Source organism: Streptomyces sp. S.PB5 (genome assembly GCF_030403745.1).
Taxonomy (GTDB): Bacteria; Actinomycetota; Actinomycetes; order Streptomycetales; family Streptomycetaceae; genus Streptomyces.
The window spans coordinates 279,042-298,768 of sequence record NZ_JAQMWP010000001.1 but is presented as its reverse complement, the minus strand read 5'-3'; the positions used below and the strand labels follow the sequence as shown (position 1 = coordinate 298,768).

General features: G+C 72.8%; 17 protein-coding genes. 7 read left to right on the top strand and 10 right to left on the bottom strand.

The genetic code is table 11. From position 1 onward, the window contains the following. Positions 1–301 precede the first annotated feature (301 nt). On the top strand, positions 302–736 hold the full coding sequence (locus tag PH203_RS01380; RefSeq protein WP_289915109.1) for a Fic family protein: 435 nt from the start codon (positions 302–304) through the stop codon (positions 734–736). On the opposite strand, the gene PH203_RS01375 is transcribed toward PH203_RS01380, so the two are convergent. The 3 genes from PH203_RS01375 to PH203_RS01365 form a co-directional block, all read right to left on the bottom strand. Then, complete coding sequence (locus PH203_RS01375) at positions 642–1,112, bottom strand: pyridoxamine 5'-phosphate oxidase family protein (protein ID WP_289915107.1); 471 nt, start codon at positions 1,110–1,112, stop codon at positions 642–644. The genes PH203_RS01380 and PH203_RS01375 overlap by 95 nt on opposite strands. After that, complete coding sequence (locus PH203_RS01370) at positions 1,109–1,558, bottom strand: hypothetical protein (protein ID WP_289915105.1); 450 nt, start codon at positions 1,556–1,558, stop codon at positions 1,109–1,111. The genes PH203_RS01375 and PH203_RS01370 overlap by 4 nt, the downstream gene beginning before the upstream one ends. A 111-nt stretch (positions 1,559–1,669) precedes the next feature. Further along, positions 1,670–2,503: an alpha/beta hydrolase gene (locus PH203_RS01365; protein WP_289915102.1), complete on the bottom strand. Its 834-nt coding sequence runs from the start codon at positions 2,501–2,503 to the stop codon at positions 1,670–1,672. Positions 2,504–2,602: 99 nt separating this feature from the next. Between PH203_RS01365 and PH203_RS01360 the strand changes: the two genes are divergently transcribed. Beyond that, a complete protein-coding gene (locus PH203_RS01360; RefSeq protein ID WP_289915101.1) occupies positions 2,603–4,855 on the top strand; it encodes an XRE family transcriptional regulator in 2,253 nt (750 codons plus the stop codon). Positions 4,856–4,899: 44 nt separating this feature from the next. On the opposite strand, the gene PH203_RS01355 is transcribed toward PH203_RS01360, so the two are convergent. Further along, positions 4,900–6,069: a steroid 3-ketoacyl-CoA thiolase gene (locus tag PH203_RS01355; RefSeq protein WP_289915098.1), complete on the bottom strand. Its 1,170-nt coding sequence runs from the start codon at positions 6,067–6,069 to the stop codon at positions 4,900–4,902. Between the two features lie 238 nt (positions 6,070–6,307). Here PH203_RS01355 and PH203_RS01350 point away from each other — a divergent pair, with 238 nt between their 5' ends. Next, on the top strand, positions 6,308–7,546 hold the full coding sequence (locus PH203_RS01350) for a cytochrome P450 (RefSeq protein WP_289915096.1): 1,239 nt from the start codon (positions 6,308–6,310) through the stop codon (positions 7,544–7,546). Positions 7,547–7,978: 432 nt separating this feature from the next. Here the strand turns inward: PH203_RS01350 and PH203_RS01345 are convergent, their stop codons facing one another. Together PH203_RS01345 and PH203_RS01340 are read right to left on the bottom strand one after the other, a co-directional pair. Then, entirely contained in the window at positions 7,979–8,872 is an 894-nt protein-coding gene (locus PH203_RS01345) for a hypothetical protein (protein ID WP_289915093.1), read from the bottom strand. A gap of 10 nt (positions 8,873–8,882) precedes the next feature. After that, the gene (locus PH203_RS01340; RefSeq protein WP_289915091.1) at positions 8,883–9,248 is read right to left on the bottom strand and encodes a hypothetical protein; all 366 of its coding nucleotides are present in this window, start codon (positions 9,246–9,248) and stop codon (positions 8,883–8,885) included. Between the two features lie 81 nt (positions 9,249–9,329). Between PH203_RS01340 and PH203_RS01335 the strand changes: the two genes are divergently transcribed. Then, positions 9,330–13,388, top strand: a complete 4,059-nt coding sequence (locus PH203_RS01335) for a CHAT domain-containing protein (protein ID WP_289915089.1) — start codon at positions 9,330–9,332, stop codon at positions 13,386–13,388. Positions 13,389–13,414: 26 nt separating this feature from the next. Here PH203_RS01335 and PH203_RS01330 read toward each other — a convergent pair whose 3' ends face one another. After that, on the bottom strand, positions 13,415–15,502 hold the full coding sequence (locus tag PH203_RS01330) for a bifunctional glycosyltransferase 87/phosphatase PAP2 family protein (RefSeq protein WP_289915087.1): 2,088 nt from the start codon (positions 15,500–15,502) through the stop codon (positions 13,415–13,417). Between the two features lie 490 nt (positions 15,503–15,992). Here PH203_RS01330 and PH203_RS01325 point away from each other — a divergent pair, with 490 nt between their 5' ends. Further along, entirely contained in the window at positions 15,993–16,664 is a 672-nt protein-coding gene (locus PH203_RS01325; RefSeq protein WP_289915085.1) for an O-methyltransferase, read from the top strand. Positions 16,665–16,685: 21 nt separating this feature from the next. Here the strand turns inward: PH203_RS01325 and PH203_RS01320 are convergent, their stop codons facing one another. Further along, a complete protein-coding gene (locus PH203_RS01320) occupies positions 16,686–17,078 on the bottom strand; it encodes a hypothetical protein (protein WP_289915084.1) in 393 nt (130 codons plus the stop codon). Between the two features lie 104 nt (positions 17,079–17,182). Between PH203_RS01320 and PH203_RS01315 the strand changes: the two genes are divergently transcribed. Next, positions 17,183–17,608: a DUF1992 domain-containing protein gene (locus tag PH203_RS01315; protein ID WP_289915083.1), complete on the top strand. Its 426-nt coding sequence runs from the start codon at positions 17,183–17,185 to the stop codon at positions 17,606–17,608. Here the strand turns inward: PH203_RS01315 and PH203_RS01310 are convergent. Both PH203_RS01310 and PH203_RS01305 read right to left on the bottom strand, forming a co-directional pair. Next, positions 17,594–18,208: a hypothetical protein gene (locus PH203_RS01310; protein WP_289915080.1), complete on the bottom strand. Its 615-nt coding sequence runs from the start codon at positions 18,206–18,208 to the stop codon at positions 17,594–17,596. The two genes, PH203_RS01315 and PH203_RS01310, sit on opposite strands and share 15 nt — an antisense overlap. Before the next feature lie 5 nt (positions 18,209–18,213). Then, positions 18,214–18,924, bottom strand: a complete 711-nt coding sequence (locus PH203_RS01305; protein WP_289915078.1) for a hypothetical protein — start codon at positions 18,922–18,924, stop codon at positions 18,214–18,216. Positions 18,925–19,234: 310 nt separating this feature from the next. Between PH203_RS01305 and PH203_RS01300 the strand changes: the two genes are divergently transcribed. Beyond that, a complete protein-coding gene (locus tag PH203_RS01300) occupies positions 19,235–19,726 on the top strand; it encodes a GNAT family N-acetyltransferase (RefSeq protein WP_289915076.1) in 492 nt (163 codons plus the stop codon). Position 19,727: the final 1 nt, after the last annotated feature.

Sequence of the window (19,727 nt, the reverse complement as noted above, 5' to 3'; positions counted from 1 at the left end):
TGACCGACGCGACCACCGCCCGGCCGCCGGCCCCGGCTGCCCCCGCTCAGCCCCCGACCACCTCCGCATCTGGCTGGCGCTCCGCCCCGGCATCCCCTGGCACCGAACCCGCCCGGCCCCCGCCCCCACCGCCCCCGCCCGTGACGGTGCCGTCCACGACATCCGCACCCATGACCACGCCCGCTCCCCGCACCGTGCCGAACGGCTCCTCGCCGCCCTCGAGCGGGCCCGTGCCGATGCCGCTGCCGGTGTCCCCCTGAGCTTCGGCCTGCTCAGCGGCTGGCAGCGGTACGTGCTGGGCGTGTCCGAGGCTCCCTTCCGGCGGCACCCGGCGTATGCGAAGGGCGGCCGGGAGCGGTACGGCATCGGAGCGGATCTCCCCGCCCGTCTCGACGTCTGTCTCGCCGAGGCCGCCGATCCCGCGCTGCCGCTCACCGCCCGCGCCGCCCGCGCCTACCTCGACGTCTGCTTCTTCCACCCCTTCGACGACGGCAACGCCCGCGCCGCCTTCCTGGCCCTGGCCTTCGTGCTGGCCCGGGAGGGGGTCGCACTCGACCAGGTCGGTCCGGTGCGGCGGATCGCCCGCTACGCCGACGATCCTAAGGGCGCCCTGGCGCTCGCCGAGCTGCTGGCCGTGCTCATCACGGCGACAGCGGGTCGACCGGGATCCGGTGGTCCGGCCGGCCGTCCTTCGCCAGGACCGAGTAGCCTGCGGCCACCGCCCGGTACAGCCTGATCCCCGAGCCGCCCCGGACGTCGTCGAGGGTCCAGACCCGGCCGCCGTGCGCCACCGAGCGCCGGGAGAAGACCTCCAGCGCGTGCTCGGCGGCCTTGTCGTCCACGACCTCCTCCGCCACGCCCGCCATGTACACGCCCTGGCCGGTGCCGATGGGCACGGAGGAGTCGAAGACCGAGATGCCGACCTCGGGCCGTACCGCGATGTTCCGCGAATGCGTGGCCTCGGCGGACGACACCCAGAAGAACGCGCGGTATCCCTCGTGCGCGAAGTAGACCGGCGAACTCCACGGCAGTCCGTCCGCGTCGGCGGTGGCCAGCACCATGTACGCGACCGCGTCGAGGAGTTCCCGCGCGCTCTCGGCCCGCCCCGTCACCCACGCCTCCGGTACACGAGCCCGAAGTCCCGCTCCCAGTCCGCCGATTCGCCCTTCGCCAGCTCCCAGACACCCCGGATCACATCACCCTCGACCCGCCCGGCGAACCGCTGCCGGAAGGACAGCGCCGAGAAGTCCGCCTTCTCCCGCAGCAGCCGCCACTCCGTACCGTCGAAGGTCATCCCGTACGTCCGTACGACCCCGCGCGTGTCGAAGTAGTGGTACGTGTACGCCCCCGACTCCGGGTCGACGGCGATGACCGCCATGCTGTCCGGGGCCCCGGGCACCGGGATCTCCGTGCGCTGCACCAGGAACCGGCCGTCGAGGTCCCACGAGAACACGCAGCGCGCGGCCGGGCCCTCGGCCGCGCCGGGAAGGTCGGCCTCCACCTCCCACTCCCCGACCAGTACGCCCAGCCTCTCCAGGGCTTCCGCTCCGCCGCCCATGACGGACACCTCCTCGTCCTCGCGTCTGACGCAAGGATGACGCCGGCGACGGGCGGAACTCATCGGTCCGGGCCGAACGGGGGGCGACCCGGACCGACGTCTGCTCGCGGGCTACTTGGCGAGGAACGCCAGCAGCGCCGCGTTCACCTCCTCGGCGTGGGTCCACAGCAGCCCGTGCGGCGCGCCCTCGACCTCGACGTACTCGGCGGAGGGCAGCAGGGCGCGGAAGGGGCGGCCGGTCGCGTCGATGGGCAGGATGCGGTCGCCGGTGCCGTGCAGGATCAGCGCCGGGACGTCGACGTTCTCGATGTCCGCGCGGAAGTCGGTGATCCAGGTGGGTACGCAGGCCGCCGAGGCGTGCGCGGAGGCACCTGCCGCGACGTTCCAGCTGCCCCGCACGGCCTCCTCGCTGATCCGGCTGCCGAGCGTCTCGTCCAGGTTGTAGAAGTCCTGGTAGAACGCGGTGAAGTAGGCGTACCGGTCCTTGGTGACGGCCTCCAGGATGCCGTCGAAGACCGCCTGGCCGACGCCGGTCGGGTTGTCGTCGGTCTTGAGCAGGAAGGGCTCCAGGGAGGCCAGGAACACCGCCTTGGCCACCCGGCGCGAGCCGTACGTGCCCAGGTAGCGGCCCACCTCGCCGGTGCCCATGGAGAAGCCGACAAGCACCGCGTCGGTCAGGTCCAGGGTGGTCAGCACCTTGTCGAGGTCGGCGGCGAAGGTGTCGTAGTCGTAGCCGGTCGTCGGCTGCGAGGACCGGCCGAAGCCGCGGCGGTCGTAGGTGATGACCCGGTAGCCGGCGGACAGCAGGACGGGGAGCTGCTTCTCCCAGGAGTGCCCGTCCAACGGGTAGCCGTGGATCAGCACGACGGGCTGTCCGGTGCCGTGGTCCTCGTAGTACAGCTCGATCTCGGCGCTGTTCTCTTCACCAACGGTGATGTACGGCATGGCGGTTGGTCTCCGTTCGGTCGTACGGGCAGGGGGTACGTCCAGTCCAACAGCCCCATCCTCCGGGCTCCAGGCAGAAACACAGGCAGAATTGCCCTGATGATCAGTGACTTCCCGCAGGGCACCCCGTTCGGTGTGACGCTGCGTTCCTTGCGCCGGGCCGCCCGGCTCACCCTGGAGGAGCTGGCCGGGCTGTCCGGGGTCAGTGTCCGTGCCCTCGGTGACATGGAGCGCGGCCGCAGCCGGGGCCCTCAGCGCCGTACCGTCGAGGCGCTCGCCGACGCCCTGAAGCTCGACGCCGAGGAGCGCGGCCGGCTGCGGCGCCTGGCCGACGCGGGGCGGGACCGCGGCGGGGACCCGCCAGCGCCGTATCTGCTGCGCACGGTCCCGGACTTCACCGGTCGCGAGGACGAACTGGCCGCGCTCGCGGCCCTCGCCGCCGACCCGGCGCGCACCCGTGGCGTGGTCCTGTTCGGGCCCGGCGGCCAGGGCAAGACGACCCTCGCCGCGGAGGCGGCCCGCCGGCTGGCCGACCACTTCCCGGACGGCTGTGTCACCGTCCAGCTGCACGGCATGAGCGAGTCACCGGTGCCCGCAGCCGAGGCCCTGGTCCTGCTGCTCACCGCCCTCGGCCATCCGCCCGACCGCATCCCCGCCGACCCCACCACCCGCGAGGCCGTCTACCGGGCGACCCTCGCCGCCCGGCGCGTCCTGGTCGTCCTCGACGACGCCGCCGACGAGGCGGACACCCGCCCGCTCCTCCCGGACGCCCCGGGCTGCTTCGCCCTGGTCACCGGCCGCCGGCCGCTGGCAGGCCTGGAGGGCGTCCAGCGCATCCGGCTCGGCGGACTGTCCACCCGGGAGTCGGCGACCCTGCTGGAACGGATCCTCGGCACGGGACGCACGGCCGGACAGACCGAGGCCATCGAGCGGCTCACCGGCCTGTGCGGCCATCTCCCCCTCGCCCTGCGGATCGTCGGCAACCGCCTCTCCAGCCGCCCCACGTGGACACCGGACCGACTCGCCGGTCAACTGGCCGACGAGGAGCGCCGGTTGAGCGGGCTGGTCGCGGGCGACCTCGCGGTGCGCAGCGCCTTCGCCCTGTCGTACCGCCAGCTCACCGGCCCCCGTCGCCTCCTTCTGCGCCGCCTCGCTCTCACCTTGGGCCGCGACACCGGGCCGGAGCTGGCCGCCGTACTGGTGGAGGGGGACCCGATCGCGGTGGAGGACTCCCTGGACCAGCTCGTCGACCGGGGCCTGCTGGAGGAGACGGCACACGGCCGCTATGCCCTCCACGATCTCGTATGCCTCTTCGCCCGTGAGCAGTTGGTCCAGGAGGACCCGCCGGAGGTCACCGAGGCCGCCCGTCTCCGTATGGCCGACTGGCTGCTGCGCTCGGCGTCCGCGGCGGGCCGTCTCTTCGAGGCGCCGGGTGCGCCGCAGCCGTGGCCGGGGGACATCCCGGCGTTCACGCCGGCGTCGCGGGAGGACGCGGAGGAGTGGCTCATCACCGAACGCGCCCACTGGGCGGGCGCGTTGGACGTGCTGGCCGAGGCGGGCGCCCATGAGCACATCCTCCACACCTCACGGACCCTCTACTGGTTCTCCGACCGCTGGAGCGAGTGGCCCGAGTGGCGCCTGCTCTTCGGTCACGGCGCCCGCTCCGCCGCGGCCCTCGGCGACCGCGCGGCCGAGGCCCATCAGCTCCACTGCCTGGCCTGGGCCCACTCGGTCGGCGCCGCGCAGTACGCACAGGCCGAGGAACACGCCCGCCGCTCCCTGGAGTTGGCGACGGAGGCCGGGGACCGCGACCGGCAGGCCTGGGCCTGGGCCCACCTGAGCGGCGCCCTCCTGGGACAGGACCGGCCGGCGGAAGGGCTCCGGGCGATCGAGCAGGCCCTTGAGCTCTTCGAAGTCCTCGACGACCCGATGGGCAGGGCGGTCGCCGCCCGCCAGCACGCCAGTGCCCTCCGCGCGGCCGGACAGCCCGAGCGGGCCCTCGCCCTGCACCGCGCCCAACTCGGTGTCTCCTCCGGGGACGTTCCCGACGTGGGCGAGTACATCCAGGCCCTGCTGCACCTCGACATAGCCGCCGACCTGCTGGCGTTGGGCCGCTGGGAGGAGGCGGCCGCCGCCTACCGCGCGGTCATGGCCCCGGCCACCCACGAGGGCATCGAACGCTTCCGCGGCAACATCCTGGCGGGCCTGGCGACGGCCCTGGAACACATGGGTGACGTCACGGAGGCGCTCGAGCACTACGAGGACGCCCGGCGTCTGTACGAGTCGGCCGAGGACACGGCGTCCGCGGCGAGGACCAGCGCCGCGATCGCCCGCCTCTCCTCGGCCGACTGACCTGTACGAACCACGTGGCCGGGGCGCGTCACCCGCTGTCGGGCCTAGATCCGCTGGATGATCGTGCCGGTGGCGAGACCGCCGCCCGCGCACATGGTCACCAGGGCGAACTCCTTGTCCGTGCGCTCCAGTTCATGGAGTGCGGAGGTGATGAGGCGGGCGCCCGTGGCTCCCACGGGGTGGCCGAGGGCGATCGCGCCGCCGTTCACGTTGACCTTCTCCAGGTCCTGGTCGAAGACCTGTGCCCAGCTCAGCACCACGGAGGCGAAGGCCTCGTTGATCTCGACGAGGTCGATGTCCTTCAGTGACATGCCCGCCTTGCCGAGGACCGCCTTGGTCGCGTCGATCGGGCCGTCGAGGTGGAAGTGCGGGTCGGCGCCGACGAGCGCCTGGGCGACGATCCGTGCCCGGGGCCGTAGCTTCAGGGCGCGTGCCATCCGTTTCGACGCCCACATGATGGCGGCCGCGCCGTCGCTGATCTGGGACGAGTTGCCCGCCGTGTGGATGGCGGTCGGCATGACCGGCTTCAGACCGGCCAGCGCCTCCATGGACGTGTCGCGCAGCCCCTCGTCGCGGTCGACGAGCCGCCACATGCCCTGGCCGGCACGCTGCTCGTCCTCGGTCGTCGGGACCTGCACGGCGAACGTCTCCCTCTTGAACCGCTCCTCGCTCCACGCGACGGCGGCCCGCTCCTGCGAGATGAGCCCGAGCGAGTCGACGTGCTCGCGGGTCAGCCCCCGATGGCGGGCGATCCGCTCCGCCGCCTCGAACTGATTCGGCAGATCCACATTCCACTCGTCCGGGAACGGCTTCCCCGGACCGTGCTTCGACCCCGACCCCAGCGGCACCCTCGACATCGCCTCGACCCCGCACGAGATGCCGACGTCGATCACGCCCGCCGCGACGAGGTTCGCCGTCATGTGCGAGGCCTGCTGCGAGGAGCCGCACTGGCAGTCGACGGTCGTCGCCGCCGTCTCGTACGGCAGGCCCATGGTCAGCCAGGCCGTGCGCGCGGGGTTCATGGACTGCTCGCCGGCGTGGGTCACCGTGCCGCCGACGATCTGCTCGACGCAGTCGGCGGGGATGCCGGTGCGGCCGAGGAGTTCACGGTAGGTCTCGCCCAGAAGATAAGCGGGGTGGAGGTTGGCGAGCGCGCCGCCGCGCCTGCCGATGGGGGTGCGTACGGCTTCGACGATCACGGGTTCCGCGGCCATGGGGAGTTCCTCTCCTCCGTACCCGCGCGGCGCGGGGGCGTCCCGGCCCGGCCCGCCACGCGGAACTAGTACGTGTTCTAGTTCCACAGGCAGTCTGCTGACTTCGCGTCCATAACCGCAAGGGTCGTGCAAGCAATTGAGCTCGCCGCACCTCTTGCCTCTTATAGAACCCGTTACTACCTTCACGGCAACCGGACCTGATGGACCGTCAGAAAATGACGAGTGGAGTGAGTTGCTCATGTCCTGTCCAGCGCTGCCCGACGGGTTCGACTTCACCGACCCCGACCTTCTGCAACACCGCGTCCCGCTGCCGGAGTTCGCCGAGCTGCGCCGGACGGAACCCGTCCACTGGGTCCCCCAGCAGGGCAACATCGCCGGCTTCCAGGACGAGGGCTACTGGGCCGTCACCAGGCACGAGGACGTCAAGTACGTCTCCACGCACCCGGAGCTCTTCTCCTCCATGCTCAACACGGCGATCATCCGCTTCAACGAGCACATCGAGCGCGACGCCATCGACGCCCAGCGCCTGATCATCCTCAACATGGACCCCCCGGAGCACACCCGTGTCCGCCAGATCGTCCAGCGCGGCTTCACGCCACGCTCGATCAGGGCCCTGGAGGACACCCTCCGCGCCCGCGCCCGGTCCATCGTCGAAACCGCCCTCGCCACCCACGACGGCTCCTTCGACTTCGTCACCCAGGTCGCCTGCGAACTCCCCCTCCAGGCCATCGCCGAACTCATCGGCATCCCCCAGGAGGACCGCCTCAAGATCTTCGAGTGGTCGAACCGGATGATCTCGTACGACGACCCCGAGTACGCCATCACCGAGGAGGTCGGCCAGGAGGCGGCGATGGAGGTCATCGCCTACGCCATGAACATGGCCGCCGAACGCAAGAAGTGCCCGGCGAAGGACATCGTGACGACGCTGGTGGCGGCGGAGGACGAGGGCAACCTCGGCTCGGACGAGTTCGGCATGTTCGTCCTGGCGTTGGCGGTGGCGGGCAACGAGACGACCCGCAACGCGATCAGCCACGGCATGCACGCCTTCCTCACCCACCCCGAGCAGTGGGAGCTGTTCAAGCGCGAGCGGCCCGCGACGACCGCCGAGGAGATCGTCCGCTGGGGGACCCCGGTGGTCTCCTTCCAGCGCACGGCCACCCAGGACACGGAGCTGGGCGGCAAGAAGATCAAGCAGGGCGACCGGGTGGGCATCTTCTACGCCTCCGCCAACCACGACCCCGACGTCTTCGACAACCCCGGCGCCTTCGACATCACCCGCGACCCCAACCCCCACCTCGGCTTCGGTGGCGGCGGCCCGCACTTCTGCCTCGGCAAGTCCCTGGCGGTCCTGGAGATCAACCTGATCTTCAACGCCGTCGCCGACGCCATGCCCGGCCTCCACCTCACCGGCGACCCCCGCCGGCTGCGCTCCGCGTGGATCAACGGGGTGAAGGAACTCCAGGTCAGCGTCGGCTGACCGCACTGCTCGGGCCGGCGGCTTCCCGGCGCCGCCGGCCCGTCCCGAGGGAGGCAGGAGCACCCCAGTCCCACACGCCCCGCCCCTGCCTCCCCCGAGACCCGCCCGGCTTTGGCGCTCGGCCCTCTGACTCGGCCCACTCACCCGGCCTTCTCACTCGCCCCACTCACCCGGCGCTCCGGCTCGACCCGCCCACCCCGGCCTTCCCGCTCGGCCCGCCCACCCGACCCTCTGGCTCGGCCTACTCACTCACCCCGCTCACCCGGCGCTCCGGCTCGCCCCGGCCTTCCGGTTCGGCCCACTTACCCGGCCCGCTCACGCGGCCCTCTGGCTCGGCCCGCTCACTCGCCCCGCTCACCCAGCTCTCTGGCTCGGCGCGCTCACCCGGCCCACTCACCCGGCCTTCCAGCTCGACCCACTCACCCGGCCTTCTCACCCACCCTTCCTGAACAGTTCCGACATCCGGTCCCCCACCCGACGGTCCAGCACCGCCGAGTCCGTCCCGGTCAGGCCGATGCGTTCGGCCAGTTCTCGGCCGTGGACGTCGACCGCGGCCTCGATGAGCTCGGCCAGCGCGTCCAGGGCGACGCGGGCCCGAGAGCGGGCGACCGCTGCGCAGCCGACGGCGGCCAGGGCGGCCGGCCACCACCAGCAGGCGAGCAGGGCGTATCCCACGGCCCAGGCGGCGAGCCGGGCGGCGGCGGTGAAGGAGTCGTGGGCGGACTGGATCTGGCGTACGGCGGGTTCGGGCAGGATCAGCCACAGACGCGGCCAGAGGGCGGCGAGGTCCACCCCGTAGGCGAGGTGGACGCGGTCCGCGGCGGCCTGCATACGGTCGCCGTACCAGGTGGGGCGGGCCGGCGCGCGCAGGGCGACGCGGTCGCGGGCCTCGGCCAGCGCCTGGATCCCCGACACGTCCGCCTCCGGGGCGCTGCCCGAAGAGGTGACGGCCGCCTCGAACCGCGTGTCCAGCTCCCGCCACCGGCGTCCCCGGCGGGCGGTCAGGGCACGGGACAGCCGGTCGCTCCCGAACCGCAGCCAGTACCGCTCGATCGCGCCGCCGAGGAACTGCGCCGCGAGTGAGGCCGCGGTCGCGGCGAGCAGGACGAGGGCGACCAGGAGCGCGGCGGTGCCGGCGCGGTCGAGGGCGGGGCGGGCCGCGAGGTCGTCCAGCGTGGTGCGCAGCCGGTCGACGTCGTGCCAGCGGCGGTGCCCCAGGGTGGCGCCGACCGCGCCCGCGGCCAGGAAGAGGGCGCCGGGCAGGACCAGCAGGTTCAGCCAGCGCTCGGTGAGTCTGCCGCCCAGGGTGGCGAGGAGGGAGTTCATCCGGGCGGGGTCACCGGCGCCGTTTGTGCATCCGGGCGCCGTTGACGGCGCAGGGCGGGGCGGGGAGCAGGTCGCGGGCCCGTTCGACGCGGGTGCACCGGGCCGGGCCCGGGCAGACGGCCACCGTGATGTGCTGGGCGATGCCGGGTGCCCTCGCGACCCGGGCGCCGGACAGGCCTCGCGCGTCCCCCGCCTGCCGCAGCGCGGTGTCCAGGGCTCGGTAGGGGCCGGCGAGTTCGGCGGCGTCCGCGCCCGCCCGCAGCAGGTCCCTGGCTCGCTCGGCCGCCTCCCGGACTCCGGGCTGTCGCAGCGCCTCGGGCTGGTTGAGGAGAGCGCACAACGCCGCCGCGAAGGGGTCGTCGGGAGTCGCGTTCATGGTCCAAGTGTGCCGGAGAACGAGCGGAGTTGAGCCCGAGTTGACATGCTGTCGACAGTGGCGGACGGGGGGAGCGCAGGCGTGAGGTACGACCGGGACTGGTTTCTCCGGGCGGTGCGTGTACGCCTCGACCGGGCCGGGACGGCGGACGGGGGCGTGGCCGCGGACGTGGTGTACGGCCCTGACGCGGACGCCGAGTTGAGGGGGCTGCTGCGGACCTGTGACACCAGGACCGACATGGAGGCCCGGCACGCGGCGGGCTGGCTCTGTGTCGCCCGGGCGATGGCCGACCCCGGTCCGCGCGGCTCCGTGCACGGATGCATGGCCGGGACGCTGCTCTTCCCGGTGTGGGTCGCCGAACCAAGCCTGGTGCCAGCGGAGTTGGCGGCGGGGTACGCGTCCCACGATCCCGCCGTGCACCCCGACCCGGTGAACGCGGACGGCCCCCACGAGTGGATGGCCCAGGTCGCCGCGTTCGGGATCGCGTGGGAGGGGCGGCAGCACACGCCACCGCCGGACGCCTCCGAGGCCGACCGATGGCTCCACGAGGTGGCCGCGGTGCTCACCGCCATGATCCCCTCGCGCGACACCGGGCTCGCCACCGCGCTCGGGCTCGGCAGACTCGTCCTGCTCACGACGCCGGAGTACGACCCCTGGCTCGCGGGCCGGCTGCGCGGCGTGGCCGAGTTCGTGAACCTCGCGGGGGCGGCCTGGCCGTTCGAGGATCTGGCGGACGCGGATCCGGTCCGGTTCGTGCGCGGCGCCCTCAGACGGATCCCGCCCGGCTCCCCCGAGCGGGTCCTCGTCCTCGACGGCCTGGGCCGCCGCCTTCTGGCCCGCTACCTGGAGACGCACGACCCGGAGGACCTGCACGAGGCGGTGGGCATCGCCCGGGACGTACTGGCCCAACTGCCGTCCGGGCACCCGCATCTGCCGTCCGCCTTCGGCGCCCTGGGTGAGGCGCTGGTGCTGCTGCGGCAGGCGGCGGGGGCGACGCCCGAGGAGTGCGACGAGGTGGTGGACGTGTGCCGCCGGGCCCTCACCGACCAGGTGAAGGGACCCGCGGGGGCGGGCCACAACCTCGGCATGGCACTGGTCCTGAGGGCCCACCACACCGGGCGGGTCGCCGATCTGGACGAGGCGATCACCGTGTTCACCGAGGCGCTGGCGGCGGCGCGGCAGGAGGGGGAGACCGCCGCCCTGCGCAACGCGCTGAGCAACGCCAGGCGCGCCCGCTCCGTCGCGACCGGCTCCCAGGACGACCTGGACGAAGCGCTCGACCTCGCCGATCCCTCGGACCGGCCCCAACTGCCGCTCATCGGCCCCGCGGTGGCCCTGTACAACCGCTATCTGCGCGACCCGAAGGCCAACAGCGCGGACCTGGACGAGGCGTTGCGCCGCCTCCGGCACGCCGAGAAGCTCATGCCACCGACCCACCCGGACCGCCCCGCGGCCCTCGACGACCTCGGTCTGGTCCTGACGGCCTGCTATCAACGCTCGGGAAATCCGGAGGAGTTGAACGAGTCCGTGCTGGTCCACCGGGAGTCGGTGGCGCTCACCGTGGAGGGGCACGGTTCGCTCGGGATCCGGCTGCTCAACCTCGGCACCGCACTGACTCTGCGGAACCAGCTCACCGAGGACGGCGACGACCTGCGGGAGGCCCAGGAGTGCCGGCGCCGGGCCACCGGGCTGCCCGGCATGGGCCCCGCGCACCGGGCGGCGCTGCTCAGCTCGACCGGGCTCAGCCTCATGCCGGGCGTCGAACGCGCCCCCGACCCCGTCGCCCTGCTCGACGAGGCGGTACGGCTCCTGCGGGAGGCGCTCGCCCTCACCCCCGAGAGCGATCCGCGGCTGCCCCGGCGCCGGCACAACCTCGCCGTCGCCCTGCTGCTCCGCATCTCCAGGACCATGCGGATCGACCAGGCCCGCGAGGCACGTGAACTGGCCGACGCGGTGGTCGCGGCACTGCCGCCGAACTCCCCCGACCTGCCGGGTGCCCTCACCGTGGCCGGGGGCGCGCGGCTGCTGAGCCTGCGGACCCTGGTGTCGTCGTCGGCGCGGAAGGAGGCGGTCGCGCTGTACCGCCGGGCGGTCGAGGCCACCCCGCCCGGCCATCCCACGCGTACGCAGCGGCTTTCGAACCTCGGCAACGTCCTGCGCGGTCCGGGGTCCCGCCGCCGTCGCCGCCGGGCCGATCTCGTCGAGGCGGCCGAGCGGTTCCAGGAGGCGGCCCTGGAGCAGCAGTGCGCGCCCGTCCTGCGCCTGGACGCGGCGCGGGACTGGGGCGACACCCGGGCGGAACTCGGTGACTGGGCGGGCGCCCTGGAGGGCTACGTCGTGGCGGTGGACCTGCTGCACGCGGTCGCGCCCCGCCATCTCGCCCGCGACGACCAGGAGTTCCTGCTGGGCCGCAGCGTCGGCCTCGGCGCCGCCGCCGCTGCCTGCGCGGTGCGCTGCGGCCGCCCCGGCCTCGCGGTCGGCCTCCTCGAACAGGCACGGGGCGTGATCCTCTCCCACGCCTTCGACGCCGACAGCGACCTGACCCGCCTCCGCGACACGGCCCCCGCCCTGGCCGACCGCTTCGAACACCTCCGGGACTCCCTGGACACGGCAACCGTCACCCAGGAGTTCCTACCGGAACAACCAACACCACCACTGCCCCCGACCACCACGGCCACCGGCACACCCACGCCCCACACCGAGCTGCCGACCGGCCCGACCAACGCCCACATCGAGCTGCTGACCGACCCGCCCACCGCCCACACCGACGCACCGACCGACCCGACCGACACCGGCCCCGATGCACCGACCGGCCTGACCGAGGCCCACGCCGGAGTGCCGTACCCCCCGCCCCCCGCCCACGCCGAAGTGCCGTACCCCGCCACCGGCATACCGACCACCCTTGCCACCATTCCCGCCACCGCCCCCGCCATCCCCCGCGCCGACGAGCGGCAGCGCTTGGCCGCCGAGTGGCGGGAGCTCACCGCCCGGATCCGTGCCGAGCATCCCGAGTCGGGGTTGCTGCGGCCGGTGCGGGACTGGGACGAGGGGGAGTTGCGTGCGGCGGCCGCCGTGGGTCCGGTGGTCCTGGTCAACGTGTCCCCGTACGGCAGCGACGCGCTGATCGTCACCGAGCGCGCCGTGGACGCCGTACCGCTGCCCGATCTCGATCCGCGGCGGGCGGCCACGCGTGAGCGGGCGCTGGACGAGGCGGTGGACCGTCTGAGGTCGCCCGGGATCTCCCACAAGCAGTCGCTGGAGGCCCAGCAGGTGGTCCGGGAGACGCTCGACTGGCTGTGGCGCACGGTCACCGGGCCGGTCCTCGGTCATCTGCGCATACCGTCCGCGCCCGAGGGCCCCTGGCCCCGCCTGTGGTGGTCGCCCGCGGGTGTCCTGCGCACCCTCCCCTTCCACGCCGCGGCCCCCGCCGACGGCACCCCCGGCGCACTGGACCGCGTGGTCTCGTCCTACACACCGACGCTACGGGCCCTGCACCACGCCAGAGAGCGCCTCACCCGCCCGTCACAGCACCCCACGAGCCCGGGCGCCCTGATCGTCTCCGTCCCGCAGGCCCCCGGACACGAACCGCTGCCGGGCACGCGCCGCGAGGCCGAGTACCTGACCGGGCTGCTCCCCGGCTCGACCCTGCTCGCCGACGCACACGCGACCCGCGCCGCGGTGCTCTCCGCGCTCCCGCGCCACGCGTACGCCCACTTCGCCTGCCACGCCCTGGGCGATCCCGAACGTCCCTCCGCAGGCGGCCCGGTCCTCCACGACCACGCCGAACACCCGCTCACCGTCCGGGACCTGTCCCGCCACCGGCTGCCCGCGGTCCAGCTCGCCTATCTCTCCGCCTGCGACACCCTGCGCACCAGCCCGGAACTCGCCGACGAGGCCGTCCACATCGTCAGCGCCTTCCAGATGGCGGGCTTCCCACACGTCGTCGGATCCCTGTGGCACGTCGACGACACGATCGCGGCCGAAGCCGTCCCGTCCGTCTACACCGGCCTGCGCACAGCCACCGGCACCCTGGACGTGACCCGCACCGCCCACGCCCTCCACACCACGGTCCGCACCCTCCGCACGCGCTACCCGACAACCCCCAGCCTGTGGGCCTGCCAGGTACACGCGGGCCCCTGACCACTTCGCCGCTCTCCCGAACCCGCTCAAGTGGCTCTCTCGCCGGCGGCACCGGAAGCACCGACGGCACCGACGGCACCGACGGCACCGACGTCCTTCTCCTCCTCCACTCCGCGCGCCGCCCCCGCCCCTCGCGCCCGCGGCCCCTGGAACAGATAGGCCAGTCCGAAGCCCGCGCCCACGACCACCGCGCCGCCGACCGCGTCCAGCAGCCAGTGGTTCCCCGTCACCACGATCGCCGTCACCGTGAACAGGGGGTGCAGCAGGCCCAGTGCCTTCATCCACCATCGGGGCGCGATGATCGCGATCACCAGGCCGCACCACAGGGACCAGCCGAAGTGCAGTGAGGGCATCGCCGCGTACTGGTTCGTCAGGGCTGTCAGGGTGCCGTAGTCCGGTTGGGAGAAGTCCTGGACGCCGTGGACCGTGTCGATGATGCCCAGCGACGGCATCAGGCGGGGCGGAGCCAGCGGGTAGAGCCAGAAGCCGACGAGGGCGAGGAGCGTGGTGAAGCCCAGTGACGCACGGGCCCAGCGGTAGTCGACCGGCCGGCGCCAGTACAGGACCCCGAGCACCGACAGCGGCACCACGAAGTGGAAGGACGTGTAGTAGAAGTCGAAGAAGTTCCGGGCCCAGTCGACCTTGACGATCGCGTGGTTCGCCCAGTGCTCGATGTCGATGTGGAGCAGGCGCTCCAGGTCCAGGACCTGCCCGCCGTGCCGCTCCGCCCGCACCCGCCCTCCGGAGTTGCTGCCGCCCGTCGCCGCCAGCCGCACCTTCTGGTACGCCGCGTACGTCACCCGGATCAGCAGCAGTTCGAGCAGCAGGTTCGGACGGGTCAGCACCCGTTTGAGGAAGGGCAGCAGCGGCACGCGCTTGACGCGGGCCGGGACAGGTGCGGCGAACTCCGTCGGAACCGGGGTCTGGTAGTAGGCGGACGTGCGCGACAGGAACGGGACCACCGTCGCCGCCGCGAGCGCCGCCAGCAGCACGACGTTGTCGCGCAACGGGTACAGCACCGACATGTTCGGAAAGATCATCTTCGCCGGCAGTGTCATCACCAGCACCACCGCGACCGGCCACACATACCGGTCCGACGCCCGCTTCCCGACCCGCCCGACCACCGCGAGCAGCACCCACAGCAACTGGTGCTGCCAGGTCGTCGGCGAGATCAGGATCGCCGCACAGCCCGTGACGGCCACCGCGAGCAGCAGCTGACCGTCGTGGGCGTACCGCACGGCCCGCCGCAGTGCCAGCACCGCGACCGCCGTACCCAGCACCAGGAACAGCCCGATCTCCGTCGGCCCGGCGAACCCGGCCCGCAGCAGCGCCCCGTGCAGCGACTGATTGCCGAGGTCGTCCGACTGCCCGCCCAGCCCGGTGCCCGCCACGTGGTGCACCCAGTACGTGTACGAGTCGTGCGGCATCGCCAGCCAGGCCAGCGCCGTGCACGCCACGAACGTCACGCCCGTCGACAGCGCACCCCGGTGCCGCCCGGTGAACCACAGCAGCGGCGCGAACAGCAGCACGGTCGGCTGCAGAGCGGCCGCGACGCCGATCAGCACGCCCCCCGCCCGCTCCCCGCGGACGACGAAACAGCCAAGGAGCACCAGCAGGACCGGCATGATGCTCGTCTGCCCGAGCCACAGCGTGTTGCGGACCGGCAGCGACAGCATCAGCAGACTGATCGCGACCGGCGCGGCCAGCAGCGATGCAAGCCTGCTCACCGGCTGCGGCAGAGCACGCGCGGCGACCAGGCCGAGGGCAGCGACCAGCAGCAGCGTGCCGAAGGTCCAGCCCCAGCCGAGCGCCTGCTCGGCGGCACGTGTCAACGGCTTCAGCACAAGCCCACCGAACGGCGTACCCGTGAAGAGCGAGGAGTCGTACAGCGAGCCCTTCACATGCAGGACACCCTCGGGACCGACCCAGGTCTCCAGATCCGTCAGCCGCTCCCCCTCCGGGGTGCTCAGGATGACGGCCACCTGCCGGACGCCGAGTATCGCGGCGACCAGCCACAGCCCGAGTCTGACCACGCGCATCCGCGCTCTGGCCGTGTCCGCGGCCGTCGCCCCGAACGCCTCCACCGTCTGCCCGCCGCGTTCCGCATCCGCCACGACTCGAAGGCCTCCCGCCCCGTTCGTCCCACGCATCCGCGTGAGGGCTGTTTTGCGAACCTTATGAGGCTCGCACCGCCCCCCGGGGAGAGACGCAGGCAACCCCCGGTTCACCTGACGTCAGTCCTGCTTCTGTCCGAACGACGATAGTCCGCCCGCCATTGCCCTGCCTCGTCGGAACGCGACGTGGATCACTTGCGACAGCGGCAGGAACGGAACCGTGCGCTCCCGGCGTATTACCGTCTGAAGTCTTCTGGAATCTGAGGTCTTCTGAATGGCGTTGCTCGCCCCCCAGGCCGGCCGTCTACGAGGACCGGCTGCGTAAGGTGGTCGGAATCCCGGCATGGATGCTCACGGTGGCCGGCACCCTGGCCCTCCTCACCGCCATGACCTTCTTCGCCGTACGACGTCCAAGACGCCCGGCGATCCCCCCGAAGCCGCTCCACCCACCGTCGATGGACCAACCCTGAACACGAAAGGCACAGGTCGGATGAGCGAACCGCAGATCTGGGACGCCGTGGACGCCTACTTCACCGCCCACCTCGCCCCCGCCGACGAAGCCCTGGCGGCGGCCGTGCGCGACAGCGAGGCGGCCGCCCTCCCGAACATCGCCGTCACCGCCCCGCAGGGCAAGCTGCTCCATATGCTGGCTCTGATCCAGGGCGCCCGGACCGTCCTGGAGATCGGCACCCTGGGCGGCTACAGCACCATCTGGCTGGCCCGCGCCCTGCCCGCCGACGGCCGGCTGGTCTCCCTGGAGTACAGCCCGGTCCACGCCGAGGTGGCCGGCCGCAACATCGCGCGGGCCGGCCTCGACAAGCTGGTGGAGATCCGCGTGGGCCCGGCCCTGGAGTCGCTGTCCCGGCTGGCGGACGAACACCCGCCGCCCTTCGACCTGGTCTTCATCGACGCCGACAAGGCCAACAACCCGCACTACGTGGAGTGGGCACTGCGACTGACCCGCCCGGGCAGCCTGATCATCGTCGACAACGTCGTACGCGGCGGCCGGGTCGCCCACGCGGACAGCACCGACCCGGGCGTCCGGGGAACCCGGGCCGCGATCGAACTGATCGGCTCCCACCCGAGGTTGAGCGGCACGGCGATCCAGACGGTGGGCGGCAAGGGCTACGACGGCTTCGCGCTGGCGCGGGTGCTGCCGTAACCCTCGGCTCGCCCGCGCCGGTCAACCCTCGTGGTAGAAGCCGACGTTGACGCTGCGCGGGGCGGTGCGGTCGCGGATGACGATCTCGCCGTTGCCGCCCCTGGGCAGCGGGACCGTGCCGCCGTAGACGAGGGGCTGGGCGTACTGGCCGACCACGAGGTGCACCTCGGAGGAGGGCTCGGCCTGCGAGCCGGGCAGCCAGGTCACCTGCCAGGCGCCCTCCGGTCCGCACAGGAACTCCAGGTGCACCCGGGAGACGAACAGCCAGTCGTCGGGCGTCGAGAGCCGGCACACGGACTTGTCGCGGCCCACTCGCAGCACGGCGCCCGGGTCACTGGGCGCGTCGGCCATCTGCATGCCGGCCGTGGCACCCTCCTCCGCCGCGGATACGGCGGCCATGGTGAGTTCGAGCACGTGCGCTCCCTTGTGCAGTTGCTGAAATGTCCCCGTGCAAGTGTGCTTGCACAGCGGCCGCATGATAAATCGGCCGGCCATTCCACGTCCGGCACAATGGACTCATGACCGAGCGAAAGCCACCCGGCATCCCGTTCGAGTCCTGGGTGGACAAGCAGATCCGAGACGCGCAGGGCCGCGGCGACTTCGACCGGCTGACCGGCACGGGCGAGCCACTGCCCGCCGACCTCGAAACCCCCTACGACGAACTCTGGTGGATCAGGCGCAAGATGGCCCGCGAGGGCCTCGCCGCGCTGCCGCCCTCCCTCGCCCTGCGCAAGGAGGCCGAGGACACCCTCGCCGCGGCGCTGACGGCCCCCTCGGAGCACACCGTCCGCAAACTGATCACGGACGTCAACACCAAGATCCGCGACATGATGTTCCGGCCGCCGCCCGGCCCCCCGCTCGGCATGAAGCCGTACGACGTCGAGGACGTCGTACGGCTGTGGCGTGAGCGCCGGTCCGCGGCGGGCGGGTCAGAGGTGCAGTAGCCGGTCCGCCAGCTCGCGGTAGTCCCGCAGGGCGAGCCGGAGCTGCTCGGTGTCACCGGCGTTCGCGTGCTTGTCCTCGCCGTCCTGCTGCCAGGAGTGGCGCAGGGTGCGGCGGCGCTGGGTCAGCGCGTCGGTCACCCGGGCGGCGACCTCCTCCATCACATGGTCGGCCTCCTCGACGGCGTTCCGGGGCCCGTCGACGAACCCGGCGACGGCGTGCTGGAGCCGCAGGGAGAGCTTGTCGCACTCGTCGTGCGGGAGCAGCCGCCCCCGGTGCGGGCCCTCACGACGGGCCCCCTCGCCCTGGGCCGCCGCCTCGTGCCCGGCGGGCCCGGCGACGAGGGGGGACCGGGACCCGTCACCCTTGTCCTTGTCCTTGTCGGCCCTCTCGCCCTGCCCGGCGGAGGAGGCGCCGTCGCCTTCGTGCCCGGCCACGAGAGGAGCGTGCTCCTCACCGCGGGGTCCCGTGGACCGGTCGCTCTGCGGGGTACCGGACTGACCGCCGGCCGCATACGCACGCCCCGCCGGACCCGTCTCCTTGTTCTCGCGCCGCGCGCCACCGGCGCCCTCGGCGCCCTGGCCGGTCGTCGCGTCCGTCATGTCACTCAACTCCCCTTCGCGTGACGCCGGTTGAACGTCCACGGCAGATGGCCGCGCCCGTCGCTTCGGGCGGCCCGGCTGCCGCCGTCGGACTTCTCGTGTGTGGGTGCCTTCTCGGAGCGCTCGGCCTGCCGCGCCGATTCGGCGTGCCGGCCGTTGTGCCCCACCAGGTCCTCGAACAGGGCCCGGGCCTCGACCAGGGCCTCGCGCATCTCCTCGGTGCCGGCCCGGCCGCCGTCCGGTTCCTCGCCGCCGCGCAGATGGGCGGCGTGGTGGACGCGCCGATAGCCCTGGACATGGTCCGCGTGGTGCACGGAGAGCGCGGCGACCTGCTCCTCGTACTGCCGTCCGTCCGGGAACCCCTTGGCCCCGGCGATCTCGGCGAGCAGCCGGTCGGCCTCGGCCACGGCCTCCCGCGGCGAGTCCACGAACCGCTCCTGGGCGGCCGTCCAGCGGGCCTCGTACTCCTGGCGCTGCGCGGGCTCCAGCGACCGCTCGCGCAGCGACCCGTGCCGCTCGACGCGCTCGGCGAGCTCCCGCTCGGCAGCCTGCGGGTCCCCGTCGTGCCGGGCGACGGCCCGGTCGTACTCGGGCCCGAAGCGCCGCTTCAGACTCCGGCCGCGCTGCGGCCCCCGGGCCCGCCGGGCAAGAAAGGCCGCCACGGCGATGACGGCCACAACGATCACGATCAGAGCGATGATCAGGCCTGTTGACATGAGTACCGGGTAGCCCCGGACGTCTTCCTCAAACCGCTCCGGAAATCCGCCGGGCCGAGGTGTCGGTCGGGCGCGGTGCGGATCGGCACAGGAGTGAGAGCTGAACTGCGGAGCAACCGAGGAGGCTGTCATGAGCGAGGCCGTCGGGCATCGGCGGCGAACGGCTCACCGGTGGCCGTTCGGGCTGTGCGCCTGGCGCGAGGGACTGGGCCGGGCCTGGCGGACGGCGCGGCGGTGATGTGCCCCACCATGTTCGTCTCCGGCGAGATCCCGTGGGGCGATACCCCGCCCTTCCACGGAGAATGCCCGCATGACGCACTGGACCGTGGCCCCCGAGCCCTACGACTCCCCCGTGGCCGCCGCCCTCTGGCGGGCGTACTACACGGAGGTCAGCGATCGCTACTACCTCCTGCACGCGGGCAGGAGGACCGAGGCGACGGAACTGGAGCGCGAGGTGACCGGCGCGGACTGGTCCGAACTCACCTCACCGAAGGGAGAGTTGCTGGTGGCCAGGTATGGGGACGAGCCCGCCGGCACCGCGGGCGTACGTCTGCTGGACACGGACACCGCCGAGCTGAAGCGGGTGTTCGTCCGTGAGGAACTGCGCGGCAAGGGCGGCGGCGCGGTGCTGGTCCGGGCGGCCGAGGACACGGCCCGCGCGCTGGGCGCTGTACGCCTGGTCCTCGACACCCGCCACGACCTCACCGAGGCACGCGCCCTGTACGCCCGCCTCGGCTACACGGAGACGGAGCCGCACAACGAGGAGCGGTATGCGGAGCACTGGTTCAGCAAGGGGCTGTAGG

Bases quoted from the DNA above. Each gene is read 5' to 3' on its own strand.
- PH203_RS01360 (WP_289915101.1), top strand. From the start codon at position 2,603: ATGATCAGTGACTTCCCGCAGGGCACCCCGTTCGGTGTGACGCTGCGT.
- PH203_RS01345 (WP_289915093.1), bottom strand. From the start codon at position 8,872: ATGAACTCCCTCCTCGCCACCCTGGGCGGCAGACTCACCGAGCGCTGG.
- PH203_RS01305 (WP_289915078.1), bottom strand. From the start codon at position 18,924: ATGTCAACAGGCCTGATCATCGCTCTGATCGTGATCGTTGTGGCCGTC.
- PH203_RS01355 (WP_289915098.1), bottom strand. From the start codon at position 6,069: ATGGCCGCGGAACCCGTGATCGTCGAAGCCGTACGCACCCCCATCGGC.
- PH203_RS01325 (WP_289915085.1), top strand. From the start codon at position 15,993: ATGAGCGAACCGCAGATCTGGGACGCCGTGGACGCCTACTTCACCGCC.
- PH203_RS01300 (WP_289915076.1), top strand. From the start codon at position 19,235: ATGACGCACTGGACCGTGGCCCCCGAGCCCTACGACTCCCCCGTGGCC.
- PH203_RS01365 (WP_289915102.1), bottom strand. From the start codon at position 2,503: ATGCCGTACATCACCGTTGGTGAAGAGAACAGCGCCGAGATCGAGCTG.
- PH203_RS01370 (WP_289915105.1), bottom strand. From the start codon at position 1,558: ATGGGCGGCGGAGCGGAAGCCCTGGAGAGGCTGGGCGTACTGGTCGGG.
- PH203_RS01315 (WP_289915083.1), top strand. From the start codon at position 17,183: ATGACCGAGCGAAAGCCACCCGGCATCCCGTTCGAGTCCTGGGTGGAC.
- PH203_RS01340 (WP_289915091.1), bottom strand. From the start codon at position 9,248: ATGAACGCGACTCCCGACGACCCCTTCGCGGCGGCGTTGTGCGCTCTC.
- PH203_RS01310 (WP_289915080.1), bottom strand. From the start codon at position 18,208: ATGACGGACGCGACGACCGGCCAGGGCGCCGAGGGCGCCGGTGGCGCG.
- PH203_RS01350 (WP_289915096.1), top strand. From the start codon at position 6,308: ATGTCCTGTCCAGCGCTGCCCGACGGGTTCGACTTCACCGACCCCGAC.